This is a genomic window from Anaerovibrio lipolyticus DSM 3074 (assembly GCF_900141865.1).
GTDB classification, from domain to species: Bacteria; Bacillota; Negativicutes; order Selenomonadales; family Selenomonadaceae; genus Anaerovibrio; species Anaerovibrio lipolyticus.
The window spans coordinates 1-18551 of the sequence record NZ_FQYW01000007.1 but is presented as its reverse complement, the minus strand read 5'-3'; the positions used below and the strand labels follow the sequence as shown (position 1 = coordinate 18551).

The following is an 18551-nucleotide window of genomic DNA, read 5'->3' as shown; positions in this document are numbered from 1 at the left end:
AAAATTCTGGCACCTCGGTTTTTTTGTCATATTGTAGCAGGCGAGGTAAGGTGAATTGCTTGGGGCAGTTTCCTGGCGACCTCCTCATCATGGGTAATAATCAGTAGAGCTTTTTGCGTTTCATGGGCATGGGCCATAAGTGCATCCACAAGTGAAGCCGCGGTGTATTTGTCCAAGCCGTCAGTTGGCTCATCTAAAATTAGATATGGGGCGTCACTGGCCAGGGCCAAGGCGGTCAACAGGCGATTGCGTTGGCCACCGGACAGGCGATGGCCATTTTCTCCCAATGGTTCCTCCAGCTTTAGAGGGAATTGGCGAACGGTATCACCTAGCTGGGCGATATTTAACGCATGCCATATTTTTTCCTCGGTAATATGGGGGTGGAGACGGGTAAAGTTGTCCCGGATGGATTCAGCAAAGATATGGCAAGGCTGAATGGAGGCTGAGAAATATTTACGCAGTTCAGGTGTAGGCCATTCATTATAAGCTATGTGGTCAAGGTGCAATTCGCCAGTGGTTACTGGCCAGAATTTGAGTAGCAGCTGGGCCAGGGTAGTTTTGCCACTGCCACTGTCCCCACGAATAGCAAGCATTCCGCCAGGGGGAAGGGCAAAGGAGAGAGGGGAAAATACTGGCGTGGGATTTGGTCCGTCATCATTATAGGTGAAGGTTATTCCTTCACCTCTGAGAATTGCATCCGTGGTTTCATGAGCCTCTGTGATAGTGGGGGAAGGTAGGGGCTGGTCATCATGGCTGGATAAATCTTCGGCAGTAAATATGCGGTGGGCAGCTTTTTGGGCTTTATGCAGGTGGGGAGCCGCTGATGACAGGTCATAAAATTCGCCGAATAGTCCCATCCCTAACAGGACCCACACAGCTAACCAGCGAGGCTCCAACAGATGTACGCTTAGTGCATTGGTGAGCAGGCAAATATAGATAATAAATCCTACGTGACGAAGTAAGGATAAAAGGGTGTCAATTCTTTCCTGACGCAGCTGAACCTGTGTATAGGCATAGCTGTAGGTAGTAGCAGCTTTATCCAGACCGTCTATAAAGCTGTTCATGGAGCCTGAGGTTATCAGCTCATCCTGTCCCATGGCATAATCCACCAGCTTGTCCCGATAAGAGGCTTCTTGGAGACAATCATTGGTGTATTTGCTCATAAGAGCTGGGAGGATAAGATGTAGGGCAAACAGAAAGCATAGCAAACAGGCTGCTGGCATGGAAATGGTCTGGAGCCATAGGGTAAGGCACAGAGTTAATAGGCCTGTGCTGGCAATAGGCAAAAACCAGCGAATATACATATCCCGCAGGGTTTCGGCATCATGGCTGAGTTGTTGAAGGTATTGGCCCTGCTGGGGTAGCCCTGTGCGTAATGGTAATTGTTTGCACATAGCCCCATAAATTAGCAATTGTAGCTGCTCATAGGCTTTAAAGGCCAATTGGTGGGAAAAAAGGCGCATGAGATAGCGTGTAGCTGCACGGCTTAGTCCAAAGAAGCGCACGCTGGTTATGCCGATGGTCAGGGCATATAGGGGCGGCTGAAGGGCGGCATAGCTTATAATCCAGGCGGCGGCCCCAATAAGGCCAATGCCAGTGAGACCAGAAAGGAATCCGGCGGCTATCATTAACAGCATATTACTGGTACCAGCTATGGATATGAGTTTGTTTAGTATAGGGATATTATTCATGATGTACCTCTATAGCAATATCGGCCCATTGACGAACGGTCTGGTGATGGGAAACTACAATGATGGTTTTCCCCTTGGCAAATTGGCTTAACAGCTGTAGGAGATTTTGCTCTTCCTTTGCTTCTAATCCTGAAGTAGGTTCATCTAACAGGACTAGGGGGCGATTTTGGTAAAGGGCCCGGGCTAAGCCTATTCGTTGCCGTTCTCCGTGGGATAGATTCAACCCACCGGCCCCTAACGGAGTATCTGGCGATAAATGAAGCCCCACGTCATTTATAATTTGAGTAATTTTTAGCAGCATTTCATCAGTATAGGAGGCCCTTTCAAAGAGGCAGATATTATCCGCCAGTGAACCTTGAAATACATGGGGGGATTGTGGAACATAGGTAATCAATTTATGTCGGCTGTCCAAGGATATTTGCTTGAGCTCTTTATCCTCCATCTGGACGTGGCCAGTCTGTGGCTGGAGTAATCCCGCCAACAGCTTTAGGAGAGTGGTTTTGCCCATACCGCTGGTTCCATATATACAGGTGATACTTCCTGCAGGAAAATCCAGAGATAGATTTTCCAAAGTAGGTAATGGTGCATCGGGGTAAGTGAAGGAAGCATTGGTGAGGTGAACTCCAGGTGGTAGGCGTAGTGTATCCTGATGTTCAGTTATGGATTGATTTGGCTGGTGGAATATTTCCTGTAGATTTTTCCAGGCGGTCTTTACATCGATATAGGCATGAAAGGCCATACCGCTTTGCCGTAATGGCTGATAAAATTCTGGTAATAAAAGTAAAAGGAAAAAGGCCAGCTGAAAAGATATTTCCCCATATAATAGCCTAAAGCCGATGGATACGGCCAGAATAGCAATGGTAAGGGTAGTAATAAGCTCTATAGTAAAGCTGGAAATAAAGGCCAGACGGAGGACCTTGAGAGATGCTTGGGAAAATAAGTGGCTAAGGGTTGCTAAATGGGATTTTTGGCGGTTTTCCTGGCGGAAAATTTTTAGGCTGATAATTCCCGCCAGAGTGTCTTTAAAGGCCAGGGTCAGTTCATCCAATTGCTTCCATTGGTCTACTGTAGCACGTCTTGTCATATGGCCGATAAGCCATAACAGGATAGGAGCTATAGGCAGGGTAATCATCATTATTAGAGCTGACCATGGGTCAAGATAAAGAATGGTAATAAGGATTATGGGGAGTAAAAAAATGAGGGATAGAATCGGTGGAGCAATAAAAATAAATATCTTATCCAGGGCTTTAACGCTGTCTAAGGCGAGGAGCTGCAGTCGATGGCTGGGCAGGGCATGATAACCTATACATTGGTGGAGGCGTTGGCGTAATACTATTTGGAGATGCTGGGAGCTATTATGGAGGGATTTTTTTAAGCAAAAGGTTAGCAGAGATTTTACCAGCAAGAAAAATAACAGCAGTCCCAAAGTGACTGCTGTATTGCTGTAATCATTATTAATGAACACATCAAAAACCGCCTGGTTAAGCTGCCAGGCTATACCCAGAGTAAAGAATGAAATTATAAGCTGAAGCAGGCACGTAGTAATTAGTGCCTGCTTTTTGATAGGAAATGACTTAATATTCATGGTGTGTATCAATTTTTATCCGATGTCTAAAGGTCCAATAGGTCCACCCTTGATAAATGAGCACCACTGGTACAAGGCACAGAGCTGCAACAGTCATTATTGACAGGGTGTATTCTGAGGAGGCGGCATTGGTGATGGTTAGACTCCAGTCAGGATTTAGATTGGAAACCATAAGCCGTGGGAACATGGCCAAGAAGAAACCGGCTGTTAATAGGATAATACTGCCACTTGTCGCAATAAAGGCCCGCTTTTCATGGAGGTGCTTTAAATCTATGGCACTGGCCAATAGAAGGGCTATTGCCAGCACAAACACCACAATTTCAGATGCCTGGAAGGACAGCAGTCCCTTTGTAATGGGAATAATCAGGAGAATTAGGGTTAGGATAAAGGCACCAAGGAAGCTACGCAGACCTGCACGCCGAATGGCTACATAAAGCTGTTCGTTGTCCAGCTTTAAGGCCAGGAAATTTGCCCCATGGAAGGTGAACAGACACAGCGTCATGAGACCACCCAGTATAGAATATGGGGTGAGCAGATCAAAGAAGGTTCCTTGATAAATCATGCTTTGGTCAATGGGGAGACCTACCATAAGGTCAGTCATCGCCACACCCCAAAGGAAAGCGGGTACAGCTGAGCCAAAGCATATAGCCTTGTCCCACACCTGATGCCAAACCAGAGAATCATGACGGTGACGAAGCTCAAAGGCTGCCCCGCGTAGTATAAGGGCTATCAGCATCAAAAAGAGGGCCATGTAGAAGCTGCTGAACATGGTGGCGTACACATGGGGGAAGGCGGCAAACAGGGCACCACCGGCCGTAATCATCCACACCTCATTGCCATCCCAAACAGGTGCTATGGTGGCTAAAATCTGACTGCGTTCTTCCTCCCGCTTCGTCAGTAGGGGCATTAAAATACCAACTCCATAGTCAAACCCCTCAAGAAAGAAGAAGCCGGTAAATAGTACCGCAATGAGGATAAACCAAAGTACGTTATAATCCATCATAAAGCCCTCCCTTCATCATTAGCCGTATCAATGGTAGTCTGATGGATAATACGGCATATAACGTAGAAAGCAATTATCGCCAAAATCAGATAGACAATGGTAAAGCCGGACATGGTGATGAACACCTCTCCAGGGGTTAGATTAGGGGATACCGCATCGGCAGTCTTTTGTAATCCGACCACAATCCATGGCTGGCGACCAGCCTCGGCGATAAACCAACCAGCCGAATTAGCCAAGAATGGTAATGGCAGTAGGAAAGGCGTAAGGGCCAGCAGATATTTGTATTTTAATAACCAATCCTGCTTTACCCATGCCAAGCCACCGATGAGGAAGGCCAGACCGGCGATGGCACCACCGCAGGCAATCATCATGCGGAAGCACCAGAAGAGCCCGGTTACATCAGGAATATAGTTGCCGGCACCATATTGCTGTTCCGCAGCGGCCTGTAATTGATTTATTCCCTGCACAGCCCCTTCTGGCTTGTTGTACAGCATAAAGGAAAACATGCCAGGAATCGTTATTTCTGTATCGTTTTGCCGTTTCTCCTGATTAATATCCGCTACTATGGCGAATGGGGCGGGGTCTTCAGTCTCCCATAAGGCTTCCATGCTGGACAGCTTCATGGGTTGAGCCTCTGCCAGATATTGGGTATGGACGTGACCTGTGCCCATGGCCCCCATTATGCCGATTATCAGATAAATGGAGACGGCCTTTAGGGCCTGTAGGAATACCTCTCTGGACGCATCATCAACAGCGTATTTCCAGCAGCAGATAATTAACAGGACAAAGCCGGCTGTAGCAATACCAGAGAATAGGGTGTGACTCATTTCACCAATTACGTATGGATTAGTAATAAGGGCCATAAAATCGGTCATTATAGCCCGGCCATTTTCTATGGCGTAGCCAACCGGGTGCTGCATAAAGGAATTGGCGACTAAAATCCAGAAGGCCGATAAATTACTACCAATGGCCACTAGCCATATACAGGCACAGTGGAGCTTTTCCGGGAGCTTATCCCAGCCAAATACCCAGATGCCGATGAATGTCGACTCCAAAAAGAAAGCTGTGAGGGCTTCCAAGGCCAATGGTGCACCAAAAATATCCCCCATGAAACGGGAGTATTCGGACCAGTTCATACCGAAGTGAAATTCCTGAACAATACCCGTGACCACGCCCATGGCAAAGTTTACCAAAAAGATAGCCCCGAAAAATTTTAGCAGCTTTCTACAAGGCTCCTTCCAATGAGCACGCTTTGTGGTGACATAGCAGGTTTCCAGTAGGGCTAGAAACAGGGTTAGCCCCAGGGTTACAGGAACAAATAGGAAATGATAGATGGTAGTAATGGCAAATTGCCAACGGGAGAGTAATACTATATCCATAAAACCACTCCTTTCACATATTGTGACCATATGAACAAGATCATTATTATTCCTATGTAAATAGTATCACATATTGGCGTGGTTTCAAATGTATACATAATAAAATTATAAGGCATAAAAAAGAGAGCTGTGATTTTTCACAGCTCCCAAGGAACGTTTGATTAAAAATATTACAGCATGTGGGCTCTCAGCTCTTCACTGGAAAGTGGGCTCAGATATGCAGGTGCAATGTCAAATACAGTTTTGCAGCCAATGTTTCCTTCCTGATGGAGGCGGTTAATGGCGCGGGCATAAGCCACAATTACAGATGCAGTAAACTCTGGGTTGGAGTCCAGCTTAAGACTGTATTCAATAACGTGCTTGTTTTCGTTGTTCCAGCCAGTGGTACCGGTGCGGAATACAAAACCGCCGTGTGGAATACCGCTGTGATTCTTCTGCAGCTCTTCCTCGGAAATAAAGTGTACAGTAGTATCATAGTCGGAGAAGTAATTTGGCATTTCCTTGATTTCCTTTTCAATGGCCGCCTTATCTGCACCCTCCTCAGCTACAACGAAGCACTCACGGGTGTGCTTCTGACGGGTGGTAAGGTCAGGGTTTTCACCGGCACGTACAGAAGCCAGTGCGCTGTCTACAGGAATGGTGTACTGCTTGCCATTCTTTACGCCCTTTACACGGCGGATAGCATCGGAATGTCCCTGGCTGACGCCTTTGCCCCAAAAGGTGTAGTCGTTGCCATTAGGCAAAATAGCGTTGGCATACAGGCGGTTCAAGGAGAACATACCTGGGTCCCAGCCAGCGGAAATAAGGGCAATATGGGCACTTGATTTTGCAGCTTTATTTACATTTTCAAAATGCTCCGGAATGCGGGCATGGGTATCAAAGCTGTCGATTACATTAAAATGCTTTGCCAATGCAGGAGTCATCTCAGGCAAATCAGTGGCACTGCCACCACAGATTATCATGACGTCAATCTTGTCAGCAAATTTTTCCACGTCCTTGGCAGATGCAACGGTTACACCGGCAGTCTGAATCTTAACAGTAGATGGGTCCCGGCGGGTAAATACAGCCACCAGCTCCATATCTTCGCTATTCTTTACAGCACATTCAATACCACGGCCCAGATTGCCGTAACCATAAATACCAACCTTCATAGTAAATCACCTCATTAAAATTCTATGCTTAACTAGTATACCACTTTCAATATTTATAACGCAATAGTTATATTATGTATACATTATTTATTATTGTAAAAAAAAGAAGGGGAAAAACATCCTATATATTAATAGCCATGTCGTTATCTTATATGGTAGAATGACCTAAAGGGGTGTCAGATATGAACGAAAACGACAATGTTCAGCAGAATACTGCCAAAAAAATGAAGGGTGCAGTGAATATTGACCAGCTAACGGGCTTACCGCTGATGCGCTCTTATTGGGATCTTGTAGCAGAAAAGATAGAGAGCAATCCTGTTTGTAGCACTATGATGTCCGTAAATATACTGAACTTTCAGTATTTCAACAAATGGTACGGACGTGATAAGGGAGATGCTCTGCTGGCAGAGCTGGGCAAATATTTCCAGCAGCTGTGTCATGAGCATGATATGATCGCCGGATACATGGGCAATGACTATTTTTCTGTATTTTTTAAGGAAGATGCTGATTTGGTTGATGCTCTTATCGAGAGCGTTAAACTGATTGTAGGCAGATATATGACGGATCCGTTGTTCCGTCCGGTGTGGGGCGGCTATAAATATACTGATGGTGATACCACTGATGCCATTGATATGTACGATTATACCATCATGGCTATTGGCAAGTGCTATATCTATTCCTATGCGGATATTAATTGGTTCAGCGAGGGTATGGCCAGGGATTTGGCTACTACTGTTGATTTGATGCCTCGCATTCAGCGTGCTATGTCCAATAACGAATTTACCATTTACCTCCAGCCAAAGTGCCAGATTGTGGATGGGCGAATCGTGGGGGCAGAGGCTCTTGTACGGTGGATAACTGCCGATGGGGAAATGATTTCACCTGGTAAATTTATTTCCTTCCTGGAAAAGAACGGCTATATTACGCAGTTGGACCAGCATGTGTGGGAAATAACCTGCCAGACTATACGCCATTGGATGGATACAGGGCTTCCAGTGGTTCCAGTTTCTATTAATGTGTCTCGTATTGATATCCAGAATATGGATGTGGTGCGGATTCTCACTGAGATGGTACATAAGTACCAGATTCCTGTAAGCACTTTGGAGATAGAGATTACTGAAAGTGCTTATGTGGAAAATGAAGGCGTTGTAAAGGAAACGGAAGAGGCGCTAAAGCGTAATGGCTTTAAGATTATTATTGATGATTTTGGCAGCGGCTATTCTTCCTTGAATATGCTTAAAGACGTTGACGCAGATGTGTTAAAGCTGGATATGCGATTCCTGGATTTTTCCAATGGTAATCGGGGGCGTGGCATTAACATTATTTATTCCATCATCGATATGGCGCGACAGATTGATTTGCCAATTATTGTGGAGGGCATTGAAACCCTGGAACAGATTGAGCTGTTGTCCATGATGGGCTGCGAGTACGTTCAGGGCTATTACTTCTATCAGCCAATGTCCATTGAGAGTTTTGAGACATTGATTTCCGATAAAAATAATGTTACTACATCTAATATACACAAGCGGAAAATGACCCGTTCCTACCTGCAGGATATTACCGCCTACTTCTGGAAGGTTGCCGAGGTAAACCCATGGACAGGGGAATACCATTTTATTAAGAAATCCGAGGTTAAAGACGGGATTATGAGTCCACGTCCACAAACTATTGAGGACTATTCAAAGCGCTATGTTGAAACTGGCATGGTGCATCATAGTGACAGTGATGCTTTTATCCATGAGACTTCCATAGTGGCAACTCAGCTGCAAATTGCCAAGAAACAGCATCGTCGCAGGGTTCATTTGCGGTGCATGAAGGATGGGCGTTATGTTTGGATTACCTTCGAATGTATAGTGCCCAATGTGTTCTCCAAGAGCAATCCATGGGTGCTGTACACCTGGAAGATTGCCGATACTGATGTGGCTGCCCGTCAGGACACCATGAATTTGATTGACAAAACCTGCAAGACGATTCTGAAAATGGATGGTTATACTGGTATGTGTGAAATCATCCAGATTGATAGTGAAGAGGAGAATCTTGGCTATCATATTTCCAAGCATTTCGATACTTGGAATCACAATATCATCGATAATCATCTTATTCATCCGGAAGAGCTGCAGGCCTATAAGCAATTTACGGATATGAAAACCATGACGGAGCGGCTTGCTTTGTCGGATAATCCGTTACGATTCCAATATCGCCGTATGGTAGGAGATATTTATCGTTGGGTTTGTATGACAGTATCCAGAAGCCTTGACTACACTGATGAACATCCGATATTGATGATTATGGTTCAGTATATCAATTATCTGTACGAGCCATGTTTGCCTGAAGAGTTCTCAGAGACGGATTCGGTGAAATCTATACTTAATAATTTGGTATTTGTATCACATATTAATATAACCAAGGAGACCTTTGTTTCTGCTCAGGATTTGGCAACGGTGGAGGTAGCCACTGGTATTATGAGTGATACAAATTATATGGTAGGCATAAGACGATTGGTGAAGGAATTGGTACTGCCGGAATTCAAGGAAGCCTATTTGGCTTTTATGAACCGTGAGTGGCTTTTGGAAAAATTCGGTGAAGGGCATACCAGCCTTTTCTTTGAATATCAACGGTTGGTTGATGGTGAACCTAAGTGGCACCTTATGTCCTTAGTTCTATACCGGGATAAAAAGACAGGCCATATAATGGCTACGGAATATGTCTACAATATAGACTCTCAGAAACGTATAGAGCTTGAACTAAAGGCATCTGTGGCTGCATCTAAAAATTAGTGTAAATTTCACTTTACAAAACCCTGACCATATAATACAATGTCATTCGTTTGGAAAACCGACAGTCAAAAATTGCGGTTACAGTTTATGACAAAGGGGATTTATAATACAGTGGTTTTGGAAGATTTGCAGGCCATGCGCCAGGCAAAAGGATATAGTATTCACATGGTTGCTGAGATGCTTAATATTTCAGTGGACAGCTATTTGGAGCTGGAGTATTCCGTAAGGGAAGCCAGTGACCAGGAAATGAATATGCTGGATAGAATTTTTAGCGAATAGCTTGATTTTGGATTACTCTTGTGATAAGATATATGGTATGCGATAATGGATTAGAATACCTGAGGGGAGTTTTGATATGCTGGATGTCAATACAACAAAAATTCGTTGTTCCGGAGATGTAACCGATAAAACTCATGGTCAGTTTATATGCGGGCCTCTTGATCGTGGTTATGGTACTACCATTGGTAATAGCCTCAAGAGAATTCTCCTGTCATCCATCCAGGGTGCAGCAGTTACTGCTGTGAAGATTGCTGGTGCTACCGCCATGGACAGCAAGCTTTCTGACACCCATGAAGATGCAATTGATATAGTTTTGAATGTAAAGAGCCTGTGCATTGAGCCTGTTGAGAACGAATTGGTGGCTCATATTGATGTTAAGGCTGATGGTGAGGATTTGGAGGTTACTGCTGCTGATATTACTGCAGACAGTGAGCTTCAGATTATTAACCCTGAACTTCATATTGCCACTGTTAAGGCTGGCAAGAAGTTCTCCATGGATCTGAAGATTCAGAATGGTTGCGGCTACGTGCCTGCCGACAAGAATACTACTGCAGAAAAGGGCATGTTCCCTATTGATGCACTGTTTTCTCCAATTGATCGCGTAGATTATGTGGTTAAGAATACCCGTGTTGGTAACATTACCAACTATGACAGCCTGACTCTGGATATTTTCACCAATGGTTCTGTTATGCCTGCTGATGCGTTGAAGCTGGCAGCTAACATTATGATTGAGGGCTTGAACCCATTCCTGGCTCTGTGCGAGGATACTGTTGTTGATGAGCCAAATCCTGAGAGCTATAGCCTGTCCTCCGATGATGGGGATAGTGCCCATGAGGCAATGGAGGAGCTGTTGAATGCTCCTATCAGCGAGCTGGAGCTGAGTCAGCGTTCCACTCACTGCATGCAGCGCAACAATATCTTTACTATTGGTGATCTTGCAGCAAAGACTACTGAGGAGATTATGGGCTTCAGAAATCTTGGTGCCAAGTCCTTCAAGGAGATTTGTGACAGATTGGCTGAGCGTGGCTTGTCCTTAAAGTCTGGTAGCTCTGTTGACTGATAGTTATTGTTCTTATGAAATTTTGATACGCCGTTCATTCTGAGCGGCGTATTTTAAATTTGCAGGATTTTTGTTTCGGATGTAGTAATATATAAAGAAAGTAAATTTTAAAATTACCAAGTTTTATTGAGAGAGGGTTCGGATATGCATATCGCTTGCCTGGATACTGAGTCCACCAGTACAGGAATCAGCAATGAGATTTTGGAGTTGTCAATTTTAAACGAGCAGGGGGCTCTGATTCACAATCAGCTTTATAAACCAAAGAAGGTTCATAAATGGCATTATGCCGAGAGAGTACATGGCATTACTCCTGAGATGGTGGCAGACAAGCCGTATTTTGTAAAACATATACCCAAGGTCCAGAAAATCTTTGACAAGAGCGAAATGATTTTGGGGTTTGCAGTAGACAATGATATAAGGGTTTTGGAAAAATATGGTTTCCAGAATTTACCGGAAAAGGCCATGGATGTCCGTGACCTCTATTGGGCTGTCTTCCATGAGGAAAAGGATTTTGATTATTATCATGTGCCACGACTTGTGATTTGTGCCGAGGAATGCGGCTATGTGTGGCGGGATGGCTCTGCCCATTCTGCAGCGGCTGATGCTGAGGCCACACTTTTCTGTTTTAACTATCTCATCAAGAAGTTTGTGGAAAAGTACAATCTCTTTGAACTGCAGGATAAGCCTCATCTTAGTACAGAGGAAATTAGTATTGTGTGGGACTACCTGCGTAAGCTGCTTCGCGAGGAACGTCACAACAAGGCTGTGGAAAAGGCCAAGGGTATGCTGTATTTGGTGGATACACCTCAGGGCTACGCCATTTACGCCCGCAAGCGTCCTCTTACAGAGGAGGATCAGGAGCGTTTCAAGGAAAAGAATCGGAAGATTATTTCTGTTGTTGAGCTGGCGGATTCCCAGAAGGGCTACGAGGATTTATTGGCCCGCTTTGCCCCAAAGATGATTGGCGGGGAAAACTATTACAAGGCCTTCTATCAGCTGGACGACCAGGACATCGAGCTCTTTAAGAATTATACCAATGAGTTCATCGACGAGGCCTATTTGGAGGAACAGAACTAAGCCTTCGGTTGACAAGAAAATCCCTTTTGGTACAATTTACAATGAGGGATAGAGACGGAGGCTTTTATGACATTAAAAAAGAAGATTATTTGGTCCACGATTTCAGTATTTGTGCTTTTATGCTTTTATGTGTGCTATGTGGCGCGGCCGGTGGATGTGGCCACTGACACAGAGGTGGAGGGCTTAAATAGTGAGGTGGAGCAGATATTGTATTATGCAGGGCTTGCCCCAAGCTCTCATAATGCTCAGATGTGGGATGTGAAGGTATATCCTGCAGAGGGGAAGATAGTTATTTCCCCGGATACTTCCAGACTTTTGTACGCAGTTGACCAGGAAAGCAGAGAAGCCTATATTTCCATGGGTGCCTATGCCCGCAGCTGTATGTTGGCTTTCGAGGCTTATGGATATAATACTAGTCTCCATGTCAGCGACAACGGCCAGAGTATCACTGTAATTTACACCAACAGCGGCATGGCCAGAGATGAGGGACTCCTTAATTTGATGAAGCGCCGCCATACAGACAAGCGGGAATATACATCGGCTGCTATACCTGAATTTTTTCAGGAGGGTCTCAAGGGAATAAGGGGGGCCGTATTTGTTCCTGAGAGCACTGAGGCATTCTCTCTTATAAAGGATCAGACATTGTCTGCGGCTGAGGAACAGAGGGATAATCAGGAAATAAGGGATGAGCTGGCTGATTGGCTTCGTTTTTCCAATTGGGAGGCTGAAAAGAAGAAGGATGGCCTTACTGCAGAGCAGAATGGCATTACCGGCTTGGGAAAGGTTATATATTATACCTTCGGTACTCGCTGGTTTGCCAAGGGAGATACCTTTGCTCAGACTGGATATGAAATGGCCCAAAGACAGGCGGAAAATTGTGCAGGCTATCTTTTGATTATCTCAAATGATACCAATATAGGCTACATTGAGGCTGGTATGCATCTTACGGAGGCGTGGCTTTATGCTGTTCGTAATGATATAGAGGTGCAGCCTATGAGCTTTGCTGTGGAAAACAAGGCTCGCCGTTTTGCCATTCAGAATGCCTTAAAACTGCCATATACGCCACAGATGGTACTGCGTATAGGGTATGTGGATGGTGCATATGGCACAAATGCATTGGTTCGCCGTGATTTAAAAGACTATATAGAAGTTAAATAAACGTATTAATTGCCTAAAAATACCGTTGTGGAGTAGCAAAACTCTGCAGCGGTTTTTTATTACTAACACACTTTAAAAAACTAAAGTATTTCTTTGCTTTCCTGTCCACCTGTGGTAGAATGATTGTGTTGTCGTGTAAGTGCGTGTATCGTTAGAGAAAATAAATGTCGTTAGGAGAGATACAGATGCATCAGGAGTTTTTGATGGGCAATGAAGCCATTGCTATGGGTGCCATTGCCGCCGGTGTAAATCTGGTGGCTGGATATCCGGGGACCCCATCTACTGAAGTGCTGGAGACTGTGGCGAAGCACAGGCCACAGGACACCTATGTGGAATGGTCCATTAATGAAAAGACGGCTATGGAGGTAGGGGCCGGGGCTGCCTATACCGGGGCCCGCGTTATGGTTACCATGAAACAGGTGGGGCTAAATGTGGCTACGGATCCACTTATGTCCCTTGAATATATAGGCGTTAAGGGTGGTATGGTGGTTTTGGTTGCGGATGACCCAGGCCCGATATCTTCCCAGACGGAGCAGGATACCCGTCATTTTTCCAGATTTTCAAAGCTGCCATGCTTTGATCCCTCCACAGTACAGGAGGCTTATGAGATGGTGCAGGATGCCTTTGAGTATTCGGAAAAATATAGGACACCTGTCTTTCTCAGGTCCACAACCAGAGTTTCACATGGATATGCTTCTATTAATGTGAAGGATGAAGGTGAATACAAACATAATAAGCCAGAGGGATTTATAAAGGACACCAAGCGTTGGGTTATATTCCCCAAGCTGTCCTATCAGTCTCATATAAATATTGAGGCCCGAAATGTGGAGCTTTCCAAGGATTTTTCCTCTTACCCTAAGAATTTGTTGCTTAATGTTGAAGGCAGCGCATTTCCCAAGAAGGGTATTGCCACTGGCGGCTTTAACTATACCTATGTTTCCGAAGCATTAAAATCTGTAGGTGATGTGAGACTGTTAAAGGTTTCTACACCCCATCCTTTCCCGGAGGAACTGGCTGTAAGGTTCCTGACGGGCCTGGATGAGGTGGTATGCATAGAGGAATTGGATCCTGTTATTGAGCGGGAGCTTATCTATATAGCGGGAAAATATCAGCTGCCTGTGAAGGTATATGGAAAGCTGACACTAGATGTAAAAAATTCCGGGGAAAATACCCTTGATTCTGTTATGGGAAATCTGACTAAGTTTTTGGGTGTCAAGCCTCCGGAAAATGCGGCCCTTACTGAGGCTGACATGGCAGAGATGCCGGAACTGCCAGTTCGCCCCCCTGTTCTTTGCGCCGGCTGTCCTCATCGAGCCTCTTTCTATGCTGTAAAACAGGCTATGAAGGGGAAAAAGACACTGTTTGCAGGGGATATTGGTTGTTATACCATGGGAAATGCTATGCCTCTTGATATGGTGGATACATGCCTCTGTATGGGAGCAGGTCTGGGAATTGCTCAGGGGGTGGACCATATTGAGCCGGACACCAGCTGCTTTGCCTTTGTAGGTGATTCCACCTTCTTTGCGGCGGCAATCCCGGGAGTAATAAATGCTGTTTATAATCAGGCGGATATGACCCTGATTGTTCTGGATAACTCTACCACTGCCATGACTGGCCATCAGCCTCATCCTGGTACTGGTCAGACCATGATGGGGGATGTGGTTAATAAGGTTAGTATAGAAAAAATATTAAAGGGCATTGGCTTGGAATTTGTGGAAACAGTTAATCCGTTGGATTACAAAAAATCCGTGGAAACAGTAAAGGCTGCTGCGGCGTTGCCTGGGGTTAAGGCAATTATCTTTAAATCTCCGTGTATCGCAATTGTCAAATCTGATAAATGTCTGTCAGTGGATCATGAAAAATGTATAAACTGCCGTAAGTGTATCCGTGAGATTGGCTGTCCAGCCCTTATAATTCGTGATGACAAGGTAGTTATTGATGATTCCCTCTGTACTGGTTGCGGACTTTGCAGTCAGATATGTCCGACGGGAGCAATTGGAGGTGATTGTCATGAGTAAGAACATTGTACTTTGCGGTGTTGGTGGTCAGGGAACTATTCTGGCATCAAAGCTCATTAGTGGAGCAGCCATGAACAAGGGGATTCCTGTCAAAAGTGCCGAGACTATTGGTATGGCTCAGCGTGGCGGCAGTGTATTCAGCCATTTGAGGCTGGGTGATGATGTGGACTGCCCAATGATTGCCAGTGGCAGTGCTGATATAATCATAGGCTTTGAGCCGGGAGAAACGGTTCGTATGCTTCCATATTTGAAAAAGGGTGGCCAAGTTATTGTAAGCAGTCGCCCTGTGATGCCGGTGACGGCTGCGTTGGCAGGCTCTAACTACAATGGGAGTGAAATGCTGGACTATATCAGAAATAAGGTCGAAAAGGTTATTGTTATAGATACCGAAAAGGCTTGCAAGGAATTGGGCTCTGCAAAAATCGTAAATCTTCTTCTTTTGGGGGCGGCCGTAAACAGCGGGGCCTTGGGACTTGATGATGAGGATATTCGGAAGGTTATCCGTACAAAAATCCCTGAAAAATTTCACGAGCTTAATTTTAAAGCTCTGGAATATGCTAAAAATGCAGCCATTAATATACTTATATAAATTAGACAACCTAAAATAATTAACTGATAGGGGAATTCATAATGAAGATAACAGAGGAACAGCTTAAGCTTGTAAATGATCGCATAGATGCTCTGGAGGCTGCCAACAGCTTTTATGGCAAGAAGCTGGAGGAGGCCGGCATAAATCATGTATCTTCTCCAGAGGAATTTGAAAAACTGCCGTTTTCTGAGAAAAATGATTTGCGGGAGGCTTATCCATTGGGGCTGATGACAGCACCCCAGGAGGAAATAGTACGCATTCATTCTTCCTCCGGTACCACGGGCACTCCTGTAATTATTCCATATACCAAGAAGGATGTGGATGATTGGGCAACCATGTTTGCCCGCTGCTATGAAATGGCAGGAATTACCAATAAGGATGTTATTCAAATTACTCCGGGTTATGGACTCTGGACTGCTGGTATCGGATTTCAGGCAGGCTGTGAAAAGCTGGGAGCCATGTGCGTTCCTATGGGACCAGGCAACACGGATAAACAGCTTCAGATGATGCAGGATATGGGCTCCACAGTATTGTGCGCAACTTCTTCATATGCATTGCTTTTGGCTGAGGAAATTGAAAAAAGGGGTATTAAGGATAAAATACATCTCAAAAAGGGCGTTATTGGTTCTGAACGTTGGGGTCAGAAAATGCGTGAGCGCATTTCCACGGAGTTGGGAATAGAGCTTTATGATATTTACGGCCTTACCGAGATTTATGGACCTGGTATTGGTATTAATTGCAAGCATGATACGGGAATGCATTACTGGGATGATTTCATTTATCTTGAGATTATTGATCCGCAGACATTAAAGCCAGTTCCTGATGGGGAGTGGGGTGAGATCGTTATCACCACCTTGGTGAAGGAAGGGGCTCCGTTAATTCGTTATCGGACCCACGATCTGTCCAGAATCATTCCGGGGGAATGCCCATGTGGCAGCAAGTTCCCTCGTCTGGATGTTATCGGCGGTCGTACAGATGATATGATGAAAATTAAGGGCGTTAATGTATTCCCTAAACAAATTGAGGAGATATTGGCAGAGTTTCCAGAGCTTTCCAGCGAGTATCAGATTCGTATTTCCCATCTGGATGGCAAGGACACCATGCGTATTTATGTGGAAACAAACGGCAGTGTGGACTTTTTGGATATGGCCAAAAGAGTTGCGGCCAGAGTCAAGAGCCGCATAGGCTTTACTCCTCTGGTAAAGGTTGTGGAAATTGGTTTGCTGCCTAGAAGCGAAAAGAAGAGTAAGCGAGTTATTGACGAGCGTTACGACTAAGTACAATATGGATAACAATAGAAAAAATAAGTAACCGGTATGTGAATACAAACGGTAACATTATGGGGAGAAATCTGTAAAGGGATTTCTCTCCATGTTTTTTTCATGAAGAATATGCTATACTAATAAAAAGTCAAAAAGTTAAAACGGAGGGGAAATTATATGTCTCAAAGAATGACTTTGGAAGAGGTTTTGAAGGAGTACGGCGTACCTCAGATAAAATTGGATATTCATGCCAAGGGCAGTGAGTGTCGGGCGTTGAGGGAAAAGCTGATGGATATTGTTAACCTGAGTGGTGGCCGGGAGCAGGGATATTTGGATATTGACTGTAAGCTATACATTGATATTGATGATATCGATAGATATCTATCCGGGGAACGGGATACGATTGGTGAGATTTACGCATTTCCGGATGATATAAAGGCCTACAAAGGTTGATTATCTACTGTGAGTTTAGTTGAGGATAATTCTTGTGGTATGAAGTAGTGACGGAGGATATATGAATTTTAGAAAAATCACATCAGTTATGGTGGCGGCAGCATTGGTGTTATCGGTAACCGCTGGTACGGCGGATGCGGCAAGGGGAGGAGCCAAATTAGGTGGTGCTCCTAAAATATCTACGCCTGCGCCAAAGGCAACCACCCCATCCACCAGTCAGAAAAAAACTGGACCCAACAACAAGGAATATGCACCTTCGAAGAATGCCAATGAGTATAGTAAAACGGCCCCTCAATCTGGAGCTGGTCAGGCGGCCACCGCACCAAATACCGGAACTCGTTGGGGTAATGTAATGCGGGGGATCGGATTCTTTGCGGGTGGTATGTTGCTGGGACATTTATTAAGTAATATGCTTGGTATGGGCGGCGGTTTCCTGGCGGATGTCTTCGGCTTGTTGTTTAATATTATTTTGGTTTATGCTGTGTTTAAACTGATTTTGTATGTGATTCGTCGCTTTAGAAACCGTGGTAAGGGAACGGGTTACAGTAGTCCATATACCGATTACAATACAATCGATAACGATTATAAAGCATCGAATAATAGCCGTGGGTTTAAAATACAGGATATTGGTCAGCCATCTGACAGTGGTGCAGACTATGATGCAAAAACTACGGCAAACAAATATCGTAATATGTAACATGAATAGGGGACCAGAGGTCTGTGAGGCAGGCTGGTCTCCTTTTATTTTGCAATGTATTAGAGATTAAAAAAAGCTGTTGACAAAAACATGAAATGGCAGTATCATAATCAACGTTGTCATAGCAAACGCTTCTGAAGCGCATCGTGACCACACAAAATAATATCAAAAAAGTTCTTGACATAAAGGAATGAATACGGTATTATAAACAAGCTGACTCACGAAGCAAAAGCTTCTGAGAAGGTGGTGTTCTTTGAAAACTAAACAATGCAACAAGAATCATGCACACATGATTCAAGCCAGATGATGGTACTGTTTTTATAAACAGTAAACATACATAATAGTTTGTGCAAAACTATGAAATTCCTTTAT

Annotated in this window: 15 protein-coding genes; 10 read left to right on the top strand and 5 right to left on the bottom strand. The window is 44.6% G+C overall.

Going from position 1 to position 18551, the window contains the following annotated elements:
* Window positions 1-26: 26 nt before the first annotated feature.
* The 5 genes from cydC to B6K08_RS04165 all read right to left on the bottom strand — a co-directional run bounded on the left by cydC (window position 27) and on the right by B6K08_RS04165 (window position 6809).
* Window positions 27-1691 carry a thiol reductant ABC exporter subunit CydC gene (gene cydC / locus B6K08_RS04185; RefSeq protein ID WP_080325461.1) on the bottom strand — a complete coding sequence of 555 codons (1665 nt, stop codon included), beginning with the start codon at window positions 1689-1691 and terminating at the stop codon, window positions 27-29.
* Complete coding sequence (locus B6K08_RS04180) at window positions 1684-3276, bottom strand: ATP-binding cassette domain-containing protein (RefSeq protein WP_143254830.1); 1593 nt, start codon at window positions 3274-3276, stop codon at window positions 1684-1686. Before B6K08_RS04180 ends, cydC begins: the two co-directional genes overlap by 8 nt.
* Window positions 3266-4276, bottom strand: coding sequence for a cytochrome d ubiquinol oxidase subunit II (gene cydB, locus B6K08_RS04175; RefSeq protein WP_080325459.1), 1011 nt, complete (start codon window positions 4274-4276; stop codon window positions 3266-3268). The genes B6K08_RS04180 and cydB overlap by 11 nt, the downstream gene beginning before the upstream one ends.
* Window positions 4276-5658 (bottom strand): cytochrome ubiquinol oxidase subunit I, encoded by a 1383-nt coding sequence (locus B6K08_RS04170; protein ID WP_080325458.1) that lies wholly within the window; start codon window positions 5656-5658, stop codon window positions 4276-4278. The genes cydB and B6K08_RS04170 overlap by 1 nt, the downstream gene beginning before the upstream one ends.
* A 170-nt stretch (window positions 5659-5828) precedes the next feature.
* Window positions 5829-6809: a diaminopimelate dehydrogenase gene (locus tag B6K08_RS04165; RefSeq protein ID WP_080325457.1), complete on the bottom strand. Its 981-nt coding sequence runs from the start codon at window positions 6807-6809 to the stop codon at window positions 5829-5831.
* Window positions 6810-6991: 182 nt separating this feature from the next.
* Between B6K08_RS04165 and B6K08_RS04160 the strand changes: the two genes are divergently transcribed.
* The 10 genes from B6K08_RS04160 to B6K08_RS04115 all read left to right on the top strand — a co-directional run bounded on the left by B6K08_RS04160 (window position 6992) and on the right by B6K08_RS04115 (window position 18179).
* A complete protein-coding gene (locus B6K08_RS04160; RefSeq protein ID WP_080325456.1) occupies window positions 6992-9586 on the top strand; it encodes an EAL domain-containing protein in 2595 nt (864 codons plus the stop codon).
* Between the two features lie 87 nt (window positions 9587-9673).
* The gene (locus B6K08_RS04155; RefSeq protein WP_039207939.1) at window positions 9674-9865 is read left to right on the top strand and encodes a helix-turn-helix domain-containing protein; all 192 of its coding nucleotides are present in this window, start codon (window positions 9674-9676) and stop codon (window positions 9863-9865) included.
* Window positions 9866-9941: 76 nt separating this feature from the next.
* Window positions 9942-10925 (top strand): DNA-directed RNA polymerase subunit alpha, encoded by a 984-nt coding sequence (locus B6K08_RS04150; protein WP_039207942.1) that lies wholly within the window; start codon window positions 9942-9944, stop codon window positions 10923-10925.
* A 144-nt stretch (window positions 10926-11069) separates the two neighbouring features.
* Window positions 11070-12002 carry an exonuclease domain-containing protein gene (locus B6K08_RS04145; protein WP_080325455.1) on the top strand — a complete coding sequence of 311 codons (933 nt, stop codon included), beginning with the start codon at window positions 11070-11072 and terminating at the stop codon, window positions 12000-12002.
* A gap of 66 nt (window positions 12003-12068) precedes the next feature.
* Entirely contained in the window at window positions 12069-13160 is a 1092-nt protein-coding gene (locus B6K08_RS04140) for a hypothetical protein (protein WP_039207946.1), read from the top strand.
* 185 nt (window positions 13161-13345) lie between these two features.
* Window positions 13346-15178: an indolepyruvate ferredoxin oxidoreductase subunit alpha gene (gene iorA / locus B6K08_RS04135; RefSeq protein WP_039207949.1), complete on the top strand. Its 1833-nt coding sequence runs from the start codon at window positions 13346-13348 to the stop codon at window positions 15176-15178.
* Window positions 15171-15767: an indolepyruvate oxidoreductase subunit beta gene (locus B6K08_RS04130; protein ID WP_039207952.1), complete on the top strand. Its 597-nt coding sequence runs from the start codon at window positions 15171-15173 to the stop codon at window positions 15765-15767. Before iorA ends, B6K08_RS04130 begins: the two co-directional genes overlap by 8 nt.
* 41 nt (window positions 15768-15808) lie before the next feature.
* On the top strand, window positions 15809-17044 hold the full coding sequence (locus B6K08_RS04125; protein WP_039207954.1) for a phenylacetate--CoA ligase family protein: 1236 nt from the start codon (window positions 15809-15811) through the stop codon (window positions 17042-17044).
* A 162-nt stretch (window positions 17045-17206) separates the two neighbouring features.
* Window positions 17207-17482, top strand: a complete 276-nt coding sequence (locus B6K08_RS04120) for a hypothetical protein (protein ID WP_039207956.1) — start codon at window positions 17207-17209, stop codon at window positions 17480-17482.
* Window positions 17483-17543: 61 nt separating this feature from the next.
* The gene (locus B6K08_RS04115) at window positions 17544-18179 is read left to right on the top strand and encodes a hypothetical protein (RefSeq protein ID WP_052212085.1); all 636 of its coding nucleotides are present in this window, start codon (window positions 17544-17546) and stop codon (window positions 18177-18179) included.
* The last annotated feature ends 372 nt before the right edge of the window (window positions 18180-18551 follow it).

Excerpts from the sequence above, each read along its gene's own strand:
- B6K08_RS04145 (WP_080325455.1), top strand. The coding sequence starts at position 11,070 with ATGCATATCGCTTGCCTGGATACTGAGTCCACCAGTACAGGAATCAGC.
- B6K08_RS04155 (WP_039207939.1), top strand. The coding sequence starts at position 9,674 with ATGACAAAGGGGATTTATAATACAGTGGTTTTGGAAGATTTGCAGGCC.
- B6K08_RS04140 (WP_039207946.1), top strand. The coding sequence starts at position 12,069 with ATGACATTAAAAAAGAAGATTATTTGGTCCACGATTTCAGTATTTGTG.
- B6K08_RS04115 (WP_052212085.1), top strand. The coding sequence starts at position 17,544 with ATGAATTTTAGAAAAATCACATCAGTTATGGTGGCGGCAGCATTGGTG.
- B6K08_RS04150 (WP_039207942.1), top strand. The coding sequence starts at position 9,942 with ATGCTGGATGTCAATACAACAAAAATTCGTTGTTCCGGAGATGTAACC.
- B6K08_RS04125 (WP_039207954.1), top strand. The coding sequence starts at position 15,809 with ATGAAGATAACAGAGGAACAGCTTAAGCTTGTAAATGATCGCATAGAT.
- B6K08_RS04120 (WP_039207956.1), top strand. The coding sequence starts at position 17,207 with ATGTCTCAAAGAATGACTTTGGAAGAGGTTTTGAAGGAGTACGGCGTA.
- B6K08_RS04165 (WP_080325457.1), bottom strand. The coding sequence starts at position 6,809 with ATGAAGGTTGGTATTTATGGTTACGGCAATCTGGGCCGTGGTATTGAA.
- B6K08_RS04130 (WP_039207952.1), top strand. The coding sequence starts at position 15,171 with ATGAGTAAGAACATTGTACTTTGCGGTGTTGGTGGTCAGGGAACTATT.
- B6K08_RS04170 (WP_080325458.1), bottom strand. The coding sequence starts at position 5,658 with ATGGATATAGTATTACTCTCCCGTTGGCAATTTGCCATTACTACCATC.
- iorA (WP_039207949.1), top strand. The coding sequence starts at position 13,346 with ATGCATCAGGAGTTTTTGATGGGCAATGAAGCCATTGCTATGGGTGCC.
- cydB (WP_080325459.1), bottom strand. The coding sequence starts at position 4,276 with ATGGATTATAACGTACTTTGGTTTATCCTCATTGCGGTACTATTTACC.
- cydC (WP_080325461.1), bottom strand. The coding sequence starts at position 1,691 with ATGAATAATATCCCTATACTAAACAAACTCATATCCATAGCTGGTACC.
- B6K08_RS04180 (WP_143254830.1), bottom strand. The coding sequence starts at position 3,276 with ATGAATATTAAGTCATTTCCTATCAAAAAGCAGGCACTAATTACTACG.
- B6K08_RS04160 (WP_080325456.1), top strand. The coding sequence starts at position 6,992 with ATGAACGAAAACGACAATGTTCAGCAGAATACTGCCAAAAAAATGAAG.